The following is a 19,347-nucleotide window of genomic DNA, read 5'->3' on the forward strand; positions in this document are numbered from 1 at the left end:
CCACCTTAGAACCTTGCGCTGATTGCGAAATCAAATGTTTGTTCTCGGTCGAACTCTTCTTTCTTAAGAGCTTTGGTAAAATTGAACCGCAGTGGTCCAAGCGGAGTTTCCCAGAAAATCGATGCGCCGATAACGTGTCTTAGAGAGAAGTCATCGTACAGAACATTCGCCGAAGACTGATCAAGATTCCAGAGTGAACCAACATCGTAGAACAACCCACCGGAGATGCCCAATTCTTCAGGCAATCCAAGCGGGAATTCCGCCTCAAACCGTGCAACAGCATAGTAGTTGCCTCCAAGAGCGTCATCTTGAACACCACCGGCTTGGTACTCGCGAGGCCCGATACCGTAGGGCTCAAAGCCCCGGATATTGCGACTGGTGACAATAAAACGGTCATCAATGCGGCTGTCACCATCGGGGGAATACAACATACCACCCTGAAGCGAAGCACGCAGAGTGACTTCTTCATGCAATACACGCGCTTCGGCCACCGCACGCGCGGTTGTTTTGACAAATGTATAGTCACCGCCCAGCCCACCAAAATCTTGGCCAAACTCTAAGAGGTATCCACGAGTTGGGTCGAGGCCACCTCGCCGCGTATCGTAGCGATACGTGTAGCCAATAGAGCTTTTCCAGATATTTCCACGATCAGCTTCTGCATCGATGAGAGACCCCGCAACTTCGTTGCCGTCAGGAATTTTGATGTCCGAGCTCGAAAGTGTATAGCGCAATTGAGCCGAGGAGTGTTCTCCCAAACTGAAACCCAAATACGGTGTAAAATCGCCGATCGTATTTGTGAAGCGAGCTTCACTCGGTTCAAAATCTCGATATTGCAATCCAAACCCTGCGGTAAGATCACGCCCTAAGAACGCTGGTTCCGCGAAGTTTAACCCGTAGTCATTCAGATCAGAACTGGTTGCAAATGACAGGCCCAATCTCTGACCACGTCCAAGGAAGTTGCTCTCTTGGAACTGAACCGAAATTCCCAAGCCATCGTTTGTCGAAAACGTACCGCCAAAACCTAAAGACCCAGTTGGTTGTTCTTCAACATCAACGTCCACGATCACTTGGCCTGGCGTGCTGCCCTCTCGGGCGTTCACATCCGCCACAGTAAAAAATCCAAGTGCGCGAATACGCTCAGCACTCTCCCGAATTTCGCGCGGATTGAACGGATCGCCTTCCACAATTCGGAATTGCTGCCGGATCACCTTGTCCAAGGTTGTCGTGTTGCCTTCGATATCGATCCGTTCAACGAAAATTTTGGGTCCTTTCGAAATCGCAAACTCGATGTCCAAAGTCAGATCCCGGTCGTTGCGCGTGATCCGAGGGTCAACCCGCAAGAAATCAACGCCTTGCTTCAACCCAAACCGTTCCATCCGAGAAATTGAACTCTCTACCAAACTGGGAGAATACACCACACCCGGTTTCAGACGCAGAGTCTCTAAGTATTCCTGAGCATCGACGCCTTCGATTTCGCTAGACGCGGTGATTTGTCCAAACCGAAATTGCTGACCTTCCTCAACGTTAAACGTCACAAAGTAGCCGTCGCGCTCACGCGACAATTCCGCATTTACGCTGAGTGTCCGAAAATCGACGTACCCGCGGGACAAATAGAAGTCGCGCAAGACCTGTTTATCAAATTCAATACGGTCGTTTACAAAAGTGTCCTGGTTGAAAAACGCACGCAGCAAACCCGCCTGTTTGGTGCTCAACACCCGTCGCAAGCGGCTGTCGCCGAAGTTCTGGTTACCGACAAAGCCGATGCGTTCGATCTCAACAACGCCACCTTCAAAAATCTCAAACACCAAATCCGCACGGTTTTCACTTTGGCGAATGATACGCGGGGTCACGCGTGCAGCCAGCCGGCCTGCCTCTGCGTAGGCTTGCGTCACACGCGCAGCGTCGCGCTCCACGGTGGCGGGGTTAAGCACACGTCGTGATTCCGATTCGACCAGCTGAGACAGCGCTTCGTCCTTCAAGCGCTTGTTGCCCTCAAAATTGATACGGTTGATGGTTGGAAACTCCAACACTTTGATCACAAGAGTGTTGCCGCTTGGAACCAGCTCGACCGTCTCAAAAAGACCGCTGTCAACAATACGTTGGTAGGCCGCATTCAATTGCCCAGCGGTCACAGCGGCACCACGCTCAACACCCGCGTAGTTCACAATAGCAGAGGATTCGATCCGCTGATTTCCGTCAACTCGGATAGTGCCAAAATTGTAGGTTTGCGCTGATACCAGGCTTGGCAGAGCCATCATCAAAGCAAAAAGAAGAATAAAAAAGCCAGTTAGAAAGCGCGTCTTGCGCGCCTCGCCATCCTCTTTGGTGATCACCAAAGCGCTAGATTGTTTGGTCATTCCCAAACTCCGCAGTACATCCCTGTTGGAACGTGACTACCGGGAATGAATGGCATTGTCAAAAGACCAATCAGACAAATCCATGTCAGACCGAACTCTTCTTTGTTTTACCAATTATGGTGTTGGGGAAGAATCGCTGCCACAGAATGTGGTGCTCTTGAACCGAAGTTAGTTCGAGACACGTGTCCCGAAGCGCTAAACCAACCAACTGCTGATATAGGCGCCCAACATGAGACCAACCACAATCGCAGACGGGAAAAACAGCCGCTCCCAGTTGACGTCAATCAACAGACCCAACGCGCGGTATCCTTCTTCAATCGTATGCATAGCCTTTGCCCCAAATTCGGTGTCTTACCAAAGAGTTTACACATCAATTTGGGCAAAAGTTGGGCACGCACTAGAAAATAGTGCCCAACAATAGCTTACGGACAGAAGAGATCGTTGGTCAAACCAAAAGCCATCATTCCGAGAACCAAGGTCAAACCAATGGTCATCAACACACGTACGACACCGTCTGCGGGTGGTTTTCCAACGACCGCTTCGTAGGCGTAGAACACAAGGTGCCCCCCATCCAGCATGGGAATCGGAAACAGATTCAACAGCCCGATTGCCGTAGACAGCACCGCAATAAACCAAATGAAGCTCTGCGTACCCTGACTGGCCATCGCAGCGGAGGTTTGCGCAATTCCAACAGGGCCGGACAAATTGCAACTGCTGATCGCGCCCGTGATCATATGATATAGACCACTGATCGATCCCTCCATAATGCGCCCAGTCTGCCGCACCCCGGCCGTCATTGCGTCGCCAATTCCAAGCGTTTCAGTGGCGGGTTCAAAAGCAAGCCCACCCCCAATCCCAATGCGCCAATTGGTCACAAATCCACCGTCAGCTTGTGGCTCATCAACACGGCGCGGGCTCAGAGCAAACGGCTGTGTCATCCCGTCTCGAGAAACAGAGAGCTCCAACGTTCGTCCATTTCCGGTTTCAACCGCATCTTTCAGTTGAGAAAAAGCGACGATGGGTGCGCCATCGATTGCAGTAAATACATCGCCAACTTCCAGCCCGGCATTGTACGCCGCGGATCGTGGCGCAAGTGACAAGACAATTGGAGGATACAAATACGGGCCTGACACTTCCATTTCTGCGCCGTCGCGATCTACCAAGTAACGCAACGGGTCGGTCTTTGACATGTCTTGCACAAAACCATCGAAAGCTTCGGGATCATCAAAAGAGGGAATCCGCTGGCCATCAATCGCCAGCACCACATCACCTTGTTGCAACTCATATGGCGCGTTGGGCAAATCCCAAACCTGCCCAACAATCAGCTTATCACCCACCTGCCCGTTGAACATCATCACTCCGGCAAAGATCAGAATAGACAGGATAAAATTGAAAACAGGACCGGCCAGGACTGTTGACGCTCGCGCCCAAAGCGGAGCACCATGCATCGTGTGACGCAACTCGCTCTCGTCCATCTCTCCCATGGCTTCACCATCTTTGCCGCTGGCGGCGTTCGCATCTCCCTTGAACTTCACATATCCGCCCAATGGAATCGCAGCGATCTGCCACTGCGTGCCACGCTTATCAACGCGCGACCAAAGAACCGGCCCGAAACCGATGCTAAAGACGTCGGCGCCAATCCCGCTCCAACGGCCAACAATATAGTGGCCGTATTCGTGAATCGCCACGATGATCGACAGCGCCACCACAAACCAGATGACTGTCAAAACACCACTGCCAAAGCTTGGGATCAGCGTTGAAATATCCAAAATGCACGTCCTATTTTTTGGGGCGCTATGCCAACTGTTCGATGACCGTATCCGCCGTCCTGCGAGCGACATGGTCTGTTTCCGTCACCGTATCAAGGCTCATTTCGGCATTCTTGAGGCAATGTGAAGGTGAAAGCTGTGAAAGAACCTCCTCCACCACGTCTGCCATCTGCAAAAAGCCAATCCTGTGGTCCAGAAACGCGTCTAGTGCCCGCTCTTTGGCAGCGTTGAAGACCGCTCCCGCATGGCCACCCAGCTCCAATACTTCATGTGCCAGTCTTAGTGCCGGATATCTTTGCGGATCCGGCGCACGAAAGTGCAACGCGCCGATATTGGCAAGGTCTAGCCGCGCCACCGGTAAATGCTGTCGCTCTGGCCAATGTAATGCATACCCGATCGCGTGGCGCATATCCGGCGGCCCCACGTGGGCCATCAACGCACCGTCTTTGAAGCCGACCAGAGCATGAACCAGAGATTCCGGATGAACCAACACCTCAATTTGCTCATGCGAACAATTGAAGAATTCTTTTGTTTCAATTATTTCCAGCGCCTTGTTAAACATGGATGCGCTGTCAACAGTGATCCGTTGCCCCATGTTCCAATTTGGATGGCTGCTGGCTTGCTCTGGTGTGGCCCGCGCCATATCTTCCAGAGTCCAATCACGAAACGCGCCGCCACTCGCGGTGATAACAATGCGCTCAACGGCGTCCATGTCTTCCCCGACCAGCGCCTGAAACACCGCGGAGTGTTCGCTGTCGACCGGCAAAATGCGCCCACCGTGGTTTTGTGCCGTTTCCATAATCAGCTGGCCCGCTGTAACCAGAGATTCTTTATTGGCCAGCGCCAGTGTCGCACCCTGCTGCAAAGCCGCCAATCCGGGCGGCAGGCCCGCTGCCCCGACAATCGCGCTCATCACCCAATCAGCAGGACGGCATGCCGCCTCAACTATTGCGCGCGCGCCCGCAGCCGCCTCTACACCGCTGTCACCAAGCGCCGCACGAAGCTCCGACAAACGTGTCTCATCTGCTGTGACAGCAACGTCTGCGCCCAAAACCACCGCATCTTCAGCCAGTTGTTGAATGTTCTGCCCACCACTCAATGCCACAACGTCATAGGCACTTGGATCGCGCTTGATCAGATCAATGGTGTTTTGCCCAATCGACCCGGTCGCGCCAAAAATGGACACTTTTCTCATGTTGCAGGCAGTCCCAGAAATGCCCCCAACAACAGAACCAACAACGCAGCTCCCATCATTGCGTCAAACCGATCCAGCAAACCGCCGTGCCCGGGAATCAGATTGGAGCTATCTTTGATGCCTGCGCGCCGCTTTAACGCGCTTTCCGCTGCATCTCCCATCTGAGATGCAAACGAGGTTAGCACACTGATCACAATCAAAGCCGTACCGCCAAACGCAATGCCCACCGCCCCGGCTGCAATCCATCCCGCAATGGTGCCTGCCCATGTCTTTTTGGGGCTCACTTTGACCCAAAATTTTGGTCCACCAATCAAGCGTCCAGCAAAGTAACCTGCCACGTCCGTCGCCACCACAACCGACACCAACCAAACGAGCCAATAGGCACCACGCACATCTCGCAGAACAATCAGCCCATAGCTTGCGAACATCAGCCCGACAGCATAAGCGACGTAAATCAAACGATCTTTCTTAATTTGCCCCATTCCAGCCAAAGCCACAGCGGCCAACACCGGCGCGATCGCCTGGCCCGGAATAAAGTGGGTTGAAAGCATCGCAGCCCCGGCCAAAACGGCCACAAAAACTGCGTGGCGCATCTCACCGCCGTTCATCATCCGGGTCAACTCCCAGATCATGCCTGCACAAATAAGAACCACAAGTTCGTGAAACAATATTCCGCCGTGCCAGATCGCAACGCCACCGACCAGCAGCATGACCAGAGCAGATCCAAGCCGTGCAGGAAGATCTCCCCACTTTCCGGCCTTCTTGTCCTCTGTCCCCGTCACGCGCTCACGGCTCCAAAACGGCGATCGCGTTCAGCGTAGGCAAAAACAAGCTTGCGGAAAACGTCTTTCGAAAAATCCGGCCACAACGTGTCGATAAACTCATACTCCGCATAGGCGGATTGCCAGAGCAAAAAATTGGAAATGCGCGCTTCTCCGCTGGTGCGAACCACCAAATCGGGGTCGGGCAACACACATGTGTCCAAGTACTTTGGCAAAGTCTCTTCATTCACATCTTCTGGGTTCAAATTGCCCGCCGCGACATCTTCAGCCAACCGTTTTGTGGCCCGTGCAACCTCGTCTCGTCCGCCGTAGTTCAGCGCGATGGTCAGATTGACGCCAGTGTTATCCTTTGTCAGATCTTCCAACTCATCCATTAAGGCGCGCAGCTTGGCATCAAGCCCAGGCCGGTCGCCGATGAACCGCACGCGAACGCCTTCGGCCTTCAGTGCACGCGCTTCTTTGCGAATGTATTGGCGAAACAAACTCATCAGCCCCGCAACTTCGGCCTGTGTCCGCTTCCAATTCTCAGTGGAGAACCCAAATATCGTCAGATATTGAACGCCCAAAGGCCGGCAAGCACGGACAATCTCTTTGACCCGTTTGGCACCGGCGTGATGACCAAACAAACGCGGTCGCCCGCGCGCTTGTGCCCAACGGCCGTTGCCATCCATAATAATGGCCACATGCCGTGGGCCAGTCGCGGGAATGTCCTCGGCCATTCTGCTTAGACCTGCATGATTTCGGATTGCTTATTCTCTAAAGCACTGTCGACATTCTTAATATACGTGTCGGTCAGCTCCTGAACTTCGGCTTCCCAAATCTTCTGATCATCCTCAGACAGACCATCAGCCTTGGCTTTTTTGATTTGGTCCATACCATCCCGGCGCAGGTTGCGGATGGAAACTCTTGCGTGTTCCGCATATTGCGCAGCCACACGTGCCAACTCTGTGCGGCGCTCTTCGTTCAATTCTGGGATCGGCAGCATCACGATGGTGCCGTTGGTTTGTGGGTTGATGCCAAGGCCCGAGTTCATGATGGCTTTTTCAACGGCGCCGACCAGTGATTTGTCCCACACGTTGACAGTGACCATACGCGGTTCAGGCACGTTTACAGTGCCCACCTGGTTGATCGGCGTTTTTGAGCCATAAGCATCCACCATAACCGGCTCCAACATCGTGGCTGAAGCGCGCCCGGTACGCAAAGAAGCGAATTCGGTTTTCAGTGCCCCCATTGCGCCATCCATTCGGCGAGTCAGATCATCGGTATCGAGTTCAAATTCTTCAGACATGCGTTTGCTCTGTGTTTGTTATTCTTTGTGTCGTTTTACCGCCGCGCATTTCCGCGCGTAACAGTTTCCTGCCACCATAACGGCTTCAAACAACCTTTGTATAGGTGCCCTTACCAGCAAGAATCCCCTTGAACCCCCCTGGCTCGTCAAGCGGGAAGACAATCAGAGGCAGGTTGTTGTCGCGCGCCAAGGCAATTGCGCTGGCGTCCATCACTTTCAGTCGTTTGGTGAGGACATCATCATAGGTTATCTCGTCAAAGCGCACCGCGTCGTCATGTACAGCAGGGTCTTTGTCATAGATTCCATCAACGCCGTTCTTGCCCATAAAGATCGCCTCGCATGCCATCTCATTGGCCCGAAGCGTTGCCGCGGTATCGGTTGTGAAATAGGGATTCCCCGTACCAGCGGCGAAGATACAAACACGTTTCTTCTCAAGGTGCCGTACTGCGCGGCGGCGAATATAGGGCTCGGCCACCTCATCCATCCGGATCGCGCTGATCACCCGTGTGAACACGCCAAGGCCTTCTAATGCGCTCTGAACAGCAAGGGCGTTCATCACAGTGGCGAGCATTCCCATGTAGTCTGCTGTGGTACGCTCCATACCCTGCGCGGCACCAGACAAGCCGCGAAACACGTTGCCTCCGCCGATCACCATACAGATTTCAACACCAAGATCGTGGACGGTCTTCACCTCTTTGGCGATGCGCTCGATGGTGGGCGGATGCAGGCCATAGCCTTGATCTCCCATCAATGCCTCCCCCGAAATCTTGAGCATCACACGATTGTAGGTGGTCTCGGCGGGGACGGCATCTTCGCTCATGTTGCACTCCATCTGCGCATCGTTTTAGGATTGCGCGCAAAATGTCGGAAAACGCGCGCAGGTTCAATGCGAGAGTTGCGTAGTTCTGTCACAAACACGCATTAATTCGGGTTCCTTCCATGACAGTCTTGCCGCCCATCGCACCAGATCAGCCGATCCTCATCGCAGGTCCCACCGCAAGCGGCAAAAGCGCACTTGCTCTTTCTATCGCGGAAACGCAGGGCGGCATCATCGTAAATGCCGACGCGATACAGGTGTTTGACAACTGGCGCGTACTCACCGCACGCCCCTCCCGCGATGATGAGGCGCGCGCTCCGCATCGGCTCTATGGTCATATCCCCGGCGACGCCAACTATTCTGTAGGCCATTGGCTGCGCGACATAGCCCCACTGCTCGAAGGCGACCAGCGGCCCATCATTGTTGGTGGCACGGGCCTGTATTTCACGGCTCTGACTCAAGGTCTGGCCCAAATACCACCAACACCACCTGACCTACGCAAAATGGCCAATGACCGCGTTTTGCAAGAAGGATTTAGGGCACTTCTGGCAGAACTTGACGCCAAAACCGCCGCGCGCATCGACCAACAAAATCCCATGCGTGTCCAGCGCGCTTGGGAAGTGCTCAAGGCCACTGGCAAGCCACTGGCAGACTGGCAAGACGATACACCAGCGCCAATGCTCCCTCTAGAAGATGCCGTTCCAATCCTATTTGACGTGCCCAAAGACTGGCTCAATGCGCGCATCGCTCAGCGGTTTGACATGATGTTGAAAGAGGGCGCATTGGACGAGGCCCAATCAAATCTCGCAAGTTTTGACGCGTCTCATCTTTCTGCCAAAGCCATAGGGGCTCCCGAACTCATTGCGCATTTACGGGGTGAGATTGACTTAAACGAAGCCCGCGAAAGCGCGACCATTGCCACACGCCAATTTGCAAAACGGCAACGCACTTGGTTTCGATCGAAAATGTCGGGCTGGCACAAATATTGCCCCTCAGTCCCACAGGAATAGTCGATAAAAATCTGCAATCTCAACAAAACTTGTGACGTAGGGCTTGCCTGAAACAAACAATTTGAGCTTAAATATCATACAATGGTATCTAAAAATTTACATATACCGTCATTCTTGACGAAACCGGGCATCGGATCTCCAGCAGAGGCGGTGCCGCGAAACCAAAAGCAATCCGACGCGCACGCCACAAGCGATTTCGGAAAACGAGATGTGCGCGATCATCTAATCTCAGATCAAAGTCAGACACTCTCTCAAATCCAAGTCACCTCATTGGCCAACATGACCAAAGGCGCCCCTTGGATACTTGAACAGCTGCATGTGCGCGATCACCACATCCTGCTGTGGACAACGCGTGGTCAGGGGCGCGTCCTGTTGCACGGGCTGCGGCGCGGTTTTGGAGCCCACAACGCGATCTTTGTACCCGCCGGTAAAGTGTTCTCATTTGAACTTGGCTTACAGGTACAAGGCCTCGCAACTTTGATTCCCAATGACGGCCGCGCCACCCTGCCCGACCGCACACAACACTTACGTCTGCAAGATGGCACAGAACAAGCAGAGCTCACGGCGATATTGGACGCTTTGCGTCGCGAACTGCACCAAGAGCGTGCCCTCATGTCTGAGGCCCTGAACGCCCACGCGCGGCTGCTGTCGGTCACCTTGCGACGCGATATACAATCCGCAGGCGCGCAGCCGCCCGCCCGTGCTTCCGAACGTATTGTCCGTCGATTTTGCGACATCCTTGCCACCGAGTTCACATCTGGACGTCCTATGGCATGGTACGCGGACCAACTCGACATCACACCAACGCATCTCACGCGGGTTTGCCGACAAGCCGCTGGTCTAACGGCAGCAGAAATGCTCAGTCAAATGGTACAACATCGCGCGCGCTGCTTGCTTCGTGACAGTGAAGCGCCAATCAACCGTGTTGCCAATGCGCTTGGCTTCGGGAGCGCCGCCTATTTCACAAGGTTCTGCCAACAGCATTTTGGTGCGTCACCAAGCCAGTTGCGAAAGTCGGCCCAATCCCGTTAACCCCCAGGCACACCCTAGCCGCCCAAGATGATCCGCACATAGTTGCGCGTTTCTTTGTATGGGGGCACGCCGCCGTATCTCTCCACAGCTTTTGGGCCTGCATTGTAGGCGGCAAGCGCCAGCCGCCAGCTGCCAAATTTCAGGTATTGCTGCTTTAAATACCGTGCACCGCCCTCGAGGTTTTGCCGTGGGTCAAGCGGATCCACGCGTAGCAAACGTGCCGTCCCAGGCATCAACTGTGCCAGCCCAAGCGCGCCTTTGTGCGATTTAGCAGTGGCGTTCCAATTGCTCTCCTGCTGGACCAGTTTCAGAAACAAATCCACCGGAATGCCATGCAAAAGAGCTGCCTCGCGGGCCATGGCCAAATAGGGGCCATTGTACTTTCCATTGTAGCTTCCGTCGCCCCATTTCGACGGGGTGTACACCGGACGCGGCTGCAATCGAACAGAATTTCTATACTGCTCCGCAGCCCGACCATCCAAAATTTTGGTTTGGTTTTTGAACAACCGTGCCTGAGATTTGGTTGAAACAGTCTGTGCATAAACAGGTCCAGCCGTCAGCGTGACGCTCAACAACAGTCCCAATACCCTGTGCGCCATCAGAGGCCACTCCACCCTAGTTTCGAACGGTTCTATATCAAATTTCAAAGAATTTTCCAGCCTTCTACGACACCAACAGCAAAAACCCGCACATCTTAGGACGCCAGACTGAAAGATAGATCAGACCATCCGCAAGAATCCGCTTCCCATTTCGACCGTCCGGTGGTGTATGGTGGCCCAAATCAAAGAATAGATTCCGTGGGAGACTTAGGCGCATGGCCGGATCGGTGAACAAAGTAATTATCATTGGCAACCTGGGGCGCGACCCAGAGGTGCGCTCCTTTCAGAACGGTGGCAAAGTGTGCAATCTGCGCATTGCAACGTCAGAAACCTGGAAAGACCGCAACACCGGTGAGCGTAAAGAACGCACCGAATGGCACTCCGTAGCGATCTTCCAAGAAGGACTGGTGCGCATCGCAGAACAATATCTGCGCAAAGGCTCCAAAGTCTATGTTGAAGGCAAATTGCAAACCCGCAAGTGGCAGGATCAGTCTGGCCAAGATCGCTATTCTACCGAAGTTGTCCTTCAGGGATTTGACGGCGTGCTGACCATGCTCGACGGCCGCTCAGGCGGCGGTGACGGCGGTGGCAGTGGCGGCGGATATGATCAAGGCGGCGGCTACGGCGGTGGCTATGACCAAGGTGGCGGTGGCAATCAAGGTGGACCAACCCCAAGCCGCGATATGGACGACGAAATTCCATTTTAAGTCGGCCTTAATCCAAAGACCAAGACAACCTTTCAAAGGGCTGACACATGTCGGCCCTTTTTTTATTTCGAACCCCCTCTTCACACGCAGCGAAGATGATCTCCTCGAAGTTGTATAAAAACTTGAAAAAACCGAACACTTAGGGGACTATTTCAACTGTTTGAATTTTTTGAAACTGTTAGTGAAGCTGCCCACTCTCTTTAGGCGGGATTTTCTTCAACCAAATTTCTTTGGATCATGCAGTTTCCACGAAGGCATTTTACTAAGCTATTGAAGGAGATAGATATGTTATCCAAGTCATTGAAGACAGCTATTGCAGCGGCATTGGTGGCAACTTCGACGTCTGCGCCCGCTCTGGCCAGTGACGTCGGCGCCGCCATCGCCGGAGCGATCATTGGCGGAGCGCTCATGTCAGGCGCCCAGAAAAACAAAAAACGATCCAGTGGTGTCCAATACTCCGCCGCGCGTGCTCAAAACCGCGAAACTCAAACATCTCTCAACTATTTTGGCTTTCCGGCTGGCACACCTGATGGCGTTATGGGGCGTAAATCCCGCTCTGCCATTATCCAATACCAAACCTACGTTGGCTTTCCGGCAACCGGAACGCTGTCTCCATACGAACGTGATTTTCTGGTAGGGTCTTACAACAGGGCCCAGATCGGTGGCCCGCAAGTCGTAAAGGCAATGCAAACCCATCAGCACGGCGTCCGAAGCTTGCTCACAGCGTGGTACGCAGAGGCGCATGGCGGACCGTCGGGCAACGTCTATGGTGGCATGCCTACAGAAGTGTCTGCGGCGATTGACGAAGTCGCGGAAAGCTCTGACCCAAGCGCGGAACAACTGCTTCAAAGGTCAGGGTTTATTCAACTGGCGGATTTGAATGGCGACGGCAAGACTGACTATATATTGGATACATCTGTCTCCGGCAGTGCCTATTGGTGTGGCGCCAAAGACTGTACGGTAATGGTGTTTGTTTCCGGCCCAAACGGTTTCGCGCGCAATGATTTCCTCAGCCACATCGCGACACCTGCAAGCTTCTCATGCCACCAATCGGTTTGCCGCCTCAACGACAGTGCCACACAACCGCAGCTCGCGGCCGTACAACCTGCTCCGGTGTCTCCTGCCCCCATCGCGCCACAAACTGTGCCAGTGGCAGCCTCACAAGAACAACCCGCATCAGCAGGCCTGGCTGGTATCACCCTTTTCGAAGCCACCAAACCCGCAGCACCGGAAAAATCTCTCGCAGGATATTGCGGAAAGGTGAGTCTACTTACCAACTCGAACGGTGGCTTTGTCACAGTCAACAGCATCTCAGATCCGTCATTTGTATTGAGCGAACAGTTTTGTCTGGCGCGAACCTATGCAGTCTCGAACGGGGAGCAGATCATGCAAGCGGTTCAAGGCGCAACACAGGCTCAAGTTGATCAACAATGTGATGCCTTTGGCCCTGCCCTTGCGCCCTATGTCGCCAAATTGCCGACGGACAACCCGTCTCAGCTGCTGCCAGAAGTCCAAGCCTTTGTTCTAAATGCAAACATGTCTCTAGAGCAGCTGCAAGATACAGCTAAAATTTGCCTGTTCTCAGCCTATCGTCGCGACAATATGGACGTGGCACTCGGTTCTGCCCTTTTGATGGCTGCGATCGGACAAAGACCATACAGTGAATTAATCGGGCATCACTTGCAGCACGGGTTTGGCCTTTTGGCAGATACCGACAAGGCTGCGCCGTGGTACACAGTCGCGATTGAAGCGCTGAACGCTGGCTCAGAAGCAGCCTTCGCACCTGGTCAGTCTGACCGAGCGGCTCTGCTGCAGGCGGCCCTAACCGCAGAAACAAACACAGGAGCCATTGTGCAACCAGTGGCGGTGCTGCCCTCGTTCAAAATTGGCGACTGACACAGCGCTCACGTTTGACATGCCCCGTGATGTCGAGTTCGCGGGGCATTTCATTTGCCACTACGCGGCATTGACCCGCAACGATCTCTTCCCCCCTGAGCTTTGACATCCTATGTAGTCACTTATCAACAGAAGTGAGGATTTTGCGTGTCTGAGACCCATTCATTTGACCATATGCTGGAGACGCGACTGACCTCCTACTGCGCGATCGACAGCCAAAGCGACGAGCACTCCGCTGCGTCTCCTTCGACCGAAATCCAACTGAACGTTGCCAGACATCTTGTTGAAGAGCTTCATAAAATCGGAGCCACTGACGTCAGCCTGACAGCATATGGCGCAGTTCTGGCGACGGTTCCGGCCACCGATGATACGGCACCGACAATCGGTTTTTGCGCTCACATGGACACCGCGCCGCAGTTCAATGCCACGGGCGTGAAACCACGGGTGATCCACAACTGGGATGGCACTGACATCACCTATCCGGACAATCCTGATCTGGTTCTTTCCCCTTCAGTCTCAGCGTATCTTGCGGGCAAAGAAGGAGAAGACATCATCACCGCCTCAGGGCGCACCTTGTTGGGGGCCGATGACAAGGCTGGCATCGCCATTATCATGACAATGGCCGAACACCTTCTCACCACGCCGGGTCTCAACCACGGCAAAGTGCGACTCGCCTTTACCCCTGATGAAGAGATTGGGCGTGGCGTTCATCCGGACCTTCCCACCGGCTTTGGTGTAGATTTTGCCTACACATTGGACGGTGCACGCCGAGGTGACATCGAATACGAGACTTTCTCCGCAGATGGGGCAGTTGTCACAATTTCCGGCACCTCTGCGCATCCGGGGTATGCCAAGGACAAACTGACCAACGCTTTGCACGTTGCCGCTCAAATTGTGTCTGACCTCGATGTGGAAGGCACCACACCGGAAACCACATCCGGGCGTGAGAGTTTTACGCACGTGTATGCACAAGAGGGGGGAAGCTCTGAAACCGTCTTAAGGTTTATCCTGCGGGCGTTTGAGATGGATGATCTGACGGCTCAAGGCACACGCCTCAAAGCCGCTTGTGCCAAAGCGGAAACCGATTTCCCCGGCGCCAAAGTCACTTGTGAAATCACCAAGCAGTACCGAAACATGCGCTACTGGCTTGAAAACGACATGACGCCGGTCAATCTTGCCCGCGAAGCCATCCGTGCAGAAGGCTTAGAGCCGCACTCCGTGCCCATTCGCGGCGGCACTGACGGCTCTCGTTTGACGGAACTGGGCGTGCCTTGCCCCAATCTCTACACTGGTATGATGGAAATTCACGGACCGCTGGAATGGGTGTCCGTACAAGACATGGCCAGCGCCACGCGCATGATCGCCAAACTGGTGCAAATCGCTGCCAAGTAATCGGAAAGCCGACCTCTGTAGCTCGGCTTTCTTACGCAAAGCGGTCTCTCTTAGCGTGCGCTCAACTCTTCTACGAGAAGCGCGCGCACCGTGTCCCTTGGCACATCGGCAGTCACAAAGGACTTCCCGATCCCACGCGCCAGAATGAAGCGCAGCTGGCCGTCGACCACTTTCTTATCCTGTCCCATCAGATCCAAAAGCGTATCTGCGTCCGGCAGAGCGCCTTCGATATCTTTGAGGTCCACCTTCATGCCCATCTCGTGCAGATGCTGACGCACCCGACTCGGGTCTTCTTGTGAACACAGGCCAAGACGCGCACTCAACTCAAACGCCAAGGCACAGCCCACTGCGACACCTTCGCCATGCAGCAGCCGATCCCCATAGCCCGTTGCCGCCTCTAAGGCGTGACAAAACGTGTGCCCGAGGTTGAGCAATGCGCGATCGCCCTGCTCGGTTTCATCGCGCATCACGATTTCTGCCTTCATCTCACAGGACCGTTTCACCGCCGCAATCCGCGTCGCCACATCACCTGCAGCCAACTTTGGCCCCTGCGCTTCCAGCCATTCAAAGAAATTTGCATCGCCCAGCATGCCGTATTTCACAACTTCACCGTACCCGGCTAGAAAATCACGCGGCGTAAGCGTACCCAGCACATCGATATCCGCCAAAACCAAACGCGGCTGATGGAACGCTCCAATCAAGTTTTTGCCCAACGGGCTGTTGATCCCGGTCTTGCCACCCACGGAGCTGTCGACTTGCGCCAACAAACTTGTCGGGATCTGCACAAAACCAACGCCGCGACGCAAAATCGCGGCTGCAAATCCGGTCAAATCGCCAATCACGCCACCACCCAAGGCGACCACAAGATCACTCCGTTCCACACGTTGCGCCAGCAGCCACTCAACCGTCCGCTCAAGATGCAGCCAGTTCTTCGTGCTCTCTCCTGCGGGCAACACCAGAGCCTCAAGGCCGATGCCTTCCGCGGCCAGCCCATCACGCAGGGTGTCCAGATGAAGCGCCGCGACGTTCTCGTCTGTGACAACACACACGTGTTTACGTTTCAGAAATGGACCGATGAAGGTCCCAGCCTGCGCCAACAACCCCGGCCCGATGTGAATGTCATATTCGCGCCCCTCAAGGCCCACATGTACCGTTTCCATCATCACTCGGCCCCTTTCAAAACGTCAGAACGCCGTGCCATCAGCGCATCCGCAACACGCCCCGCCATTTCCTCAATACTGAGCCCAGATTCAGCGTCCACTGACACATCAGCCAAGCTGTACAGGGGGACACGCGAGGCAAAGATATCCTCCAAAGTCGCGCGCGGATTTTCCGTGCGCAACAAAGGACGTGTGTCTTTGTGTTTCACCCGTGACCACAACAGCTCTATGTCGGCATTTAACCAGACCGCAACCCCGCGCTCTGAAATGGCCTTACGGTTGCTTTCCGCCAAATACGCCCCGCCACCTGTCGACAAGATACATTGTTCGTCTTCAAGCAGGCGGGCGATCACCTGACTTTCTTTCTCTCGAAAAAACGCCTCGCCGTCGCGCGCAAAAATCTCCGCGATGCTCATGTTTGCGGCCTTTTCGATTTCTGCGTCAGAATCGATAAATGGGACGTTCAGTTGCGCGGCCAAAGCCCGACCAACTGCCGTTTTTCCCGCGCCCATCATGCCCACAAGCACTACAGTTTTATTCAGCTCATAGGTCATGAAACGCCCGCTATCGGCCAAGCCTTGCTCAAAAATTAGATTTCGGCACTGAATGACGTGATCTTGTCCAAAAGGCCAGTTATAAGTTGAAAAAAACGAGCAGGAAAATTGAGGGGACTCATGGGCAAAGTCATTCGAGCCTTACTGGTTCTGCTGCTACTCGCAGCTTTGGCGTTGGTGGCATACGCTTATGTCGGGCCAATTTTTGGCGCTGACTTTTCTGCGCCGCAGGAAGAAACACGCCTCCCCGTCCAGTTGCACGGCGAATAGATGCCTGCGAACCCTCGCCTGCGCCCTGCATTGTCAGCGCTCCTGCTCAGCGTCACGCCCGTTCTCGCGCAAGACGCCCCTCTTTCTGCCATTGACTGGCTCAATCCAACGCCAACCGTCACGCTGGATATGGGTCTGCCACTTTCAGAGCCTCCAGTCGCAGCGGGATTGCAAACCCCCGACATCAAAGTCACGTCGCTTGACGACAACGGTCGAGACGCAGTTGGACTTTTGCCGTCATCCGTTACGGGTCTGCCTGCTTCTTTGTGGGCCTCCTCAGACGCCTCTGATCTAAGCGACATGGTCGCTGACCAGCGACCAGAAGTTCTGCCCTCCATGCAAGCCCTGCTTTATACGTTGTTATTGGCTGAAGCTGACGCGCCACGCGGTGCAGGGCTGGATGATGAGCTTTTGCTTTCCCGGATCGACAAACTTGTGGATCTTGGGGCGTTGGAACAAGCCAGCGCTTTGCTCGAACGCGCGGGGCCAACAAACCCAGCGCTTTTTGCGCGCTGGTTTGAGGTCACCCTTCTGATGGGGGAAGAGCAACGCGCCTGCGAGGCTTTAAGCGCGGCACCACACCTTGCCCCCGATTATGCGTCCCGCATCTTCTGCACTGCGCGCGCGGGTGATTGGCGTGCCGCCGCTCTGACTCTGGACACCGCAAAAGCGCTTGGCTTGGTGTCTGAGGAAATGGATGCGCTCCTGTTGCGTTTCCTTGATCCTGAGCTTTTCGAAGGGGAACCGCTTTTGGTGGCTGCCGGCCCAATAACGCCGCTAAAATATCGTTTGTATGAGGCGATCGGGGAGCCGCAACCCACCACAGGCTTACCGCGCGCCTTTGCCCATGCTGATCTGCGCGACACCGCAGGTTGGAAAGCGCAACTTGAAGCCTCTGAACGGCTTGCCCGAACCTCAGCATTGCATGAAAACCGACTGCTTGGCATCTATTCCGACCGCCAACCCGCGGCCTCGGGCATGATCTGGGATCGTGTTGCCGCTGTTCAGGCCTTTGACAAAAGCATTGCTGCCAAAGATGTCCGCGCGGTTGCCGACACATTGCCCACCGCTTGGGCATCGATGCAACAAGTGCATTTGGAGGTGCCGTTTGCGCGTCTGTATGGCCCGCTGCTGTTGCAGCTGCCGTTGCAGGGCGTGACGGCGCGATTGGCGCGCGACATCGCCCTCTTGTCTACGGACTATGAAAAGGCAGCGCGCAATGGTCCACGAGATTTCTTGTCTGGCCTTGCGCTCGGCAGTCCGCCGCGCACCCCAAATGATCCGTTGCACCGCGCCATTTCCGAAGCCTTTCACGGGGCGGGTGTGCCGCAAGAAATCTCCACGATGCTTGCACGAGGCCAGCTCGGCGAAGGTATTTTAACAGCAATGTCGCTGATGGATGATGGGGCTGCTGGAAACCTTGTTGCCCTGACCGAAGCTCTGGCCACCTTCCGCGCGGTCGGACTGGAAGACACCGCCCGCCGCGCAGCACTTCAGGTGGCGTTGCTGGACACGCGGGGATAGGATCATGCACCCCCGTCATTGGATCAGCACGTTTCTGGATGCTCAGGCCGCAGAACTTGGGGCCTCCCCCAACACCCAAGCAGCTTATGCCCGCGATTTACGCGATTTCGGAGGATGGGCAGAACGCAAATCCATCACCTTTGATAGCGCCACACAACCCGATGTCGAAGACTACCTGCTCTATTGCGACGCCCAAGGCTTGGCGCAATCGACGCGCGCAAGACGTCTCTCTGCCATCAAACAACTGTATCGATTTGCCTTTGAGGAAGGTTGGCGCACCGACAACCCGGCCGTGCAGATCAAAGGGCCTGGACGCTCCAAACGTCTGCCCAAAACGCTGGAAGTGACAGACGTTGATCGGCTTTTAGATGCGGCGCGCACCAGTGGGCGCACCCAGAATGATCAGCTGCGCAACACCTGTCTGATGCAGCTGCTCTATGCCACTGGGATGCGTGTTACGGAACTGGTCAGCTTGCCTGTCTCCGCCGCACGGGGGGATCCACAGATGCTGTTGGTTCAGGGCAAAGGTGGCAAGGAACGGATGGTGCCCCTCTCCCCCCCTGCCCGCGCCGCGCTGTCGGTTTGGCTGACCTGTCGGGACACCGCAGAGGATGAGGCGCGCGCCGCAGGAAAACCCACGTCGCAGTTTTTGTTCCCCTCTCGGGGCAAAAAAGGCCACCTGACACGGCATCGGTTTTATGCCCTGATCAAAGAGTTGGCTGTGGTCGCCGGCGTTTCGCCCGCAAAGGTCACGCCACACACTCTGCGGCATGCTTTTGCAACCCACCTTCTGGCAAATGGAGCGGATTTGCGTGTGATCCAGACTCTGCTTGGCCATGCTGATGTCGCCACAACAGAGATTTACACCCATGTGCTGGACGAGCGTCTGCGAGAGCTGGTCATCACACATCACCCCCTCGCCAAACCGTCTGACTCCGACTGAGCCCAACCTCCAACACCAAACAACCTGATCTATAAGCTATCGGCACATACGG

At 54.8% G+C, this 19,347-nt stretch carries 19 protein-coding genes; 8 read left to right on the forward strand and 11 right to left on the reverse strand.

The features are described 5' to 3' along the window. Positions 1-5: 5 nt before the first annotated feature. The 8 genes from bamA to pyrH form a co-directional block, all read right to left on the reverse strand. Entirely contained in the window at positions 6-2,357 is a 2,352-nt protein-coding gene (bamA, locus tag ABWV47_RS16940; protein WP_353314015.1) for an outer membrane protein assembly factor BamA, read from the reverse strand. A gap of 195 nt (positions 2,358-2,552) precedes the next feature. After that, the gene (locus tag ABWV47_RS16945; protein ID WP_353314017.1) at positions 2,553-2,684 is read right to left on the reverse strand and encodes a hypothetical protein; all 132 of its coding nucleotides are present in this window, start codon (positions 2,682-2,684) and stop codon (positions 2,553-2,555) included. 95 nt (positions 2,685-2,779) lie between these two features. After that, entirely contained in the window at positions 2,780-4,126 is a 1,347-nt protein-coding gene (rseP, locus tag ABWV47_RS16950) for an RIP metalloprotease RseP (protein WP_353314019.1), read from the reverse strand. A gap of 25 nt (positions 4,127-4,151) precedes the next feature. Next, a complete protein-coding gene (dxr, locus tag ABWV47_RS16955) occupies positions 4,152-5,321 on the reverse strand; it encodes a 1-deoxy-D-xylulose-5-phosphate reductoisomerase (RefSeq protein ID WP_353314021.1) in 1,170 nt (389 codons plus the stop codon). Next, a complete protein-coding gene (locus ABWV47_RS16960; RefSeq protein WP_353314023.1) occupies positions 5,318-6,103 on the reverse strand; it encodes a phosphatidate cytidylyltransferase in 786 nt (261 codons plus the stop codon). The genes dxr and ABWV47_RS16960 overlap by 4 nt, the downstream gene beginning before the upstream one ends. Beyond that, the gene (gene uppS, locus ABWV47_RS16965; RefSeq protein WP_353314025.1) at positions 6,100-6,822 is read right to left on the reverse strand and encodes an undecaprenyl pyrophosphate synthase; all 723 of its coding nucleotides are present in this window, start codon (positions 6,820-6,822) and stop codon (positions 6,100-6,102) included. The genes ABWV47_RS16960 and uppS overlap by 4 nt, the downstream gene beginning before the upstream one ends. Before the next feature lie 5 nt (positions 6,823-6,827). Then, entirely contained in the window at positions 6,828-7,391 is a 564-nt protein-coding gene (gene frr / locus ABWV47_RS16970; RefSeq protein WP_353314027.1) for a ribosome recycling factor, read from the reverse strand. 85 nt (positions 7,392-7,476) lie between these two features. Beyond that, a complete protein-coding gene (gene pyrH, locus ABWV47_RS16975; protein ID WP_353314029.1) occupies positions 7,477-8,211 on the reverse strand; it encodes a UMP kinase in 735 nt (244 codons plus the stop codon). Between the two features lie 119 nt (positions 8,212-8,330). On the opposite strand from pyrH, the gene miaA reads away from it, so the two are divergent. Further along, positions 8,331-9,218: a tRNA (adenosine(37)-N6)-dimethylallyltransferase MiaA gene (miaA, locus tag ABWV47_RS16980; protein WP_353314031.1), complete on the forward strand. Its 888-nt coding sequence runs from the start codon at positions 8,331-8,333 to the stop codon at positions 9,216-9,218. A gap of 210 nt (positions 9,219-9,428) precedes the next feature. Beyond that, positions 9,429-10,250: a helix-turn-helix transcriptional regulator gene (locus ABWV47_RS16985; RefSeq protein ID WP_353314033.1), complete on the forward strand. Its 822-nt coding sequence runs from the start codon at positions 9,429-9,431 to the stop codon at positions 10,248-10,250. A gap of 14 nt (positions 10,251-10,264) precedes the next feature. On the opposite strand, the gene ABWV47_RS16990 is transcribed toward ABWV47_RS16985, so the two are convergent. Next, the gene (locus tag ABWV47_RS16990) at positions 10,265-10,849 is read right to left on the reverse strand and encodes a lytic transglycosylase domain-containing protein (protein ID WP_353314035.1); all 585 of its coding nucleotides are present in this window, start codon (positions 10,847-10,849) and stop codon (positions 10,265-10,267) included. A 215-nt stretch (positions 10,850-11,064) separates the two neighbouring features. Between ABWV47_RS16990 and ssb the strand changes: the two genes are divergently transcribed. From ssb to pepT, 3 genes are all read left to right on the forward strand, one after another. Continuing rightward, on the forward strand, positions 11,065-11,556 hold the full coding sequence (gene ssb, locus ABWV47_RS16995) for a single-stranded DNA-binding protein (RefSeq protein WP_353314037.1): 492 nt from the start codon (positions 11,065-11,067) through the stop codon (positions 11,554-11,556). A gap of 285 nt (positions 11,557-11,841) precedes the next feature. After that, positions 11,842-13,452: a peptidoglycan-binding domain-containing protein gene (locus tag ABWV47_RS17000; protein ID WP_353314039.1), complete on the forward strand. Its 1,611-nt coding sequence runs from the start codon at positions 11,842-11,844 to the stop codon at positions 13,450-13,452. Between the two features lie 174 nt (positions 13,453-13,626). Beyond that, positions 13,627-14,844 (forward strand): peptidase T, encoded by a 1,218-nt coding sequence (pepT, locus tag ABWV47_RS17005; protein WP_353315212.1) that lies wholly within the window; start codon positions 13,627-13,629, stop codon positions 14,842-14,844. 50 nt (positions 14,845-14,894) lie between these two features. Here pepT and aroB read toward each other — a convergent pair whose 3' ends face one another. Both aroB and ABWV47_RS17015 read right to left on the reverse strand, forming a co-directional pair. Beyond that, positions 14,895-16,007: a 3-dehydroquinate synthase gene (gene aroB / locus ABWV47_RS17010; RefSeq protein ID WP_353314041.1), complete on the reverse strand. Its 1,113-nt coding sequence runs from the start codon at positions 16,005-16,007 to the stop codon at positions 14,895-14,897. Beyond that, a complete protein-coding gene (locus tag ABWV47_RS17015; protein ID WP_353314043.1) occupies positions 16,007-16,558 on the reverse strand; it encodes a shikimate kinase in 552 nt (183 codons plus the stop codon). Before ABWV47_RS17015 ends, aroB begins: the two co-directional genes overlap by 1 nt. A gap of 120 nt (positions 16,559-16,678) precedes the next feature. On the opposite strand from ABWV47_RS17015, the gene ABWV47_RS17020 reads away from it, so the two are divergent. The 3 genes from ABWV47_RS17020 to ABWV47_RS17030 are packed head-to-tail and all read left to right on the forward strand — an operon-like array spanning position 16,679 to position 19,295. Beyond that, the gene (locus tag ABWV47_RS17020) at positions 16,679-16,828 is read left to right on the forward strand and encodes a hypothetical protein (protein ID WP_353314045.1); all 150 of its coding nucleotides are present in this window, start codon (positions 16,679-16,681) and stop codon (positions 16,826-16,828) included. Further along, positions 16,829-18,352 carry a hypothetical protein gene (locus ABWV47_RS17025; RefSeq protein ID WP_353314047.1) on the forward strand — a complete coding sequence of 508 codons (1,524 nt, stop codon included), beginning with the start codon at positions 16,829-16,831 and terminating at the stop codon, positions 18,350-18,352. A 4-nt stretch (positions 18,353-18,356) separates the two neighbouring features. After that, a complete protein-coding gene (locus ABWV47_RS17030; RefSeq protein WP_353314049.1) occupies positions 18,357-19,295 on the forward strand; it encodes a site-specific tyrosine recombinase XerD in 939 nt (312 codons plus the stop codon). Positions 19,296-19,347 lie beyond the last annotated feature (52 nt).

This window comes from Shimia sp. NS0008-38b (genome assembly GCF_040370365.1).
Classification (GTDB): Bacteria; Pseudomonadota; Alphaproteobacteria; order Rhodobacterales; family Rhodobacteraceae; genus Shimia.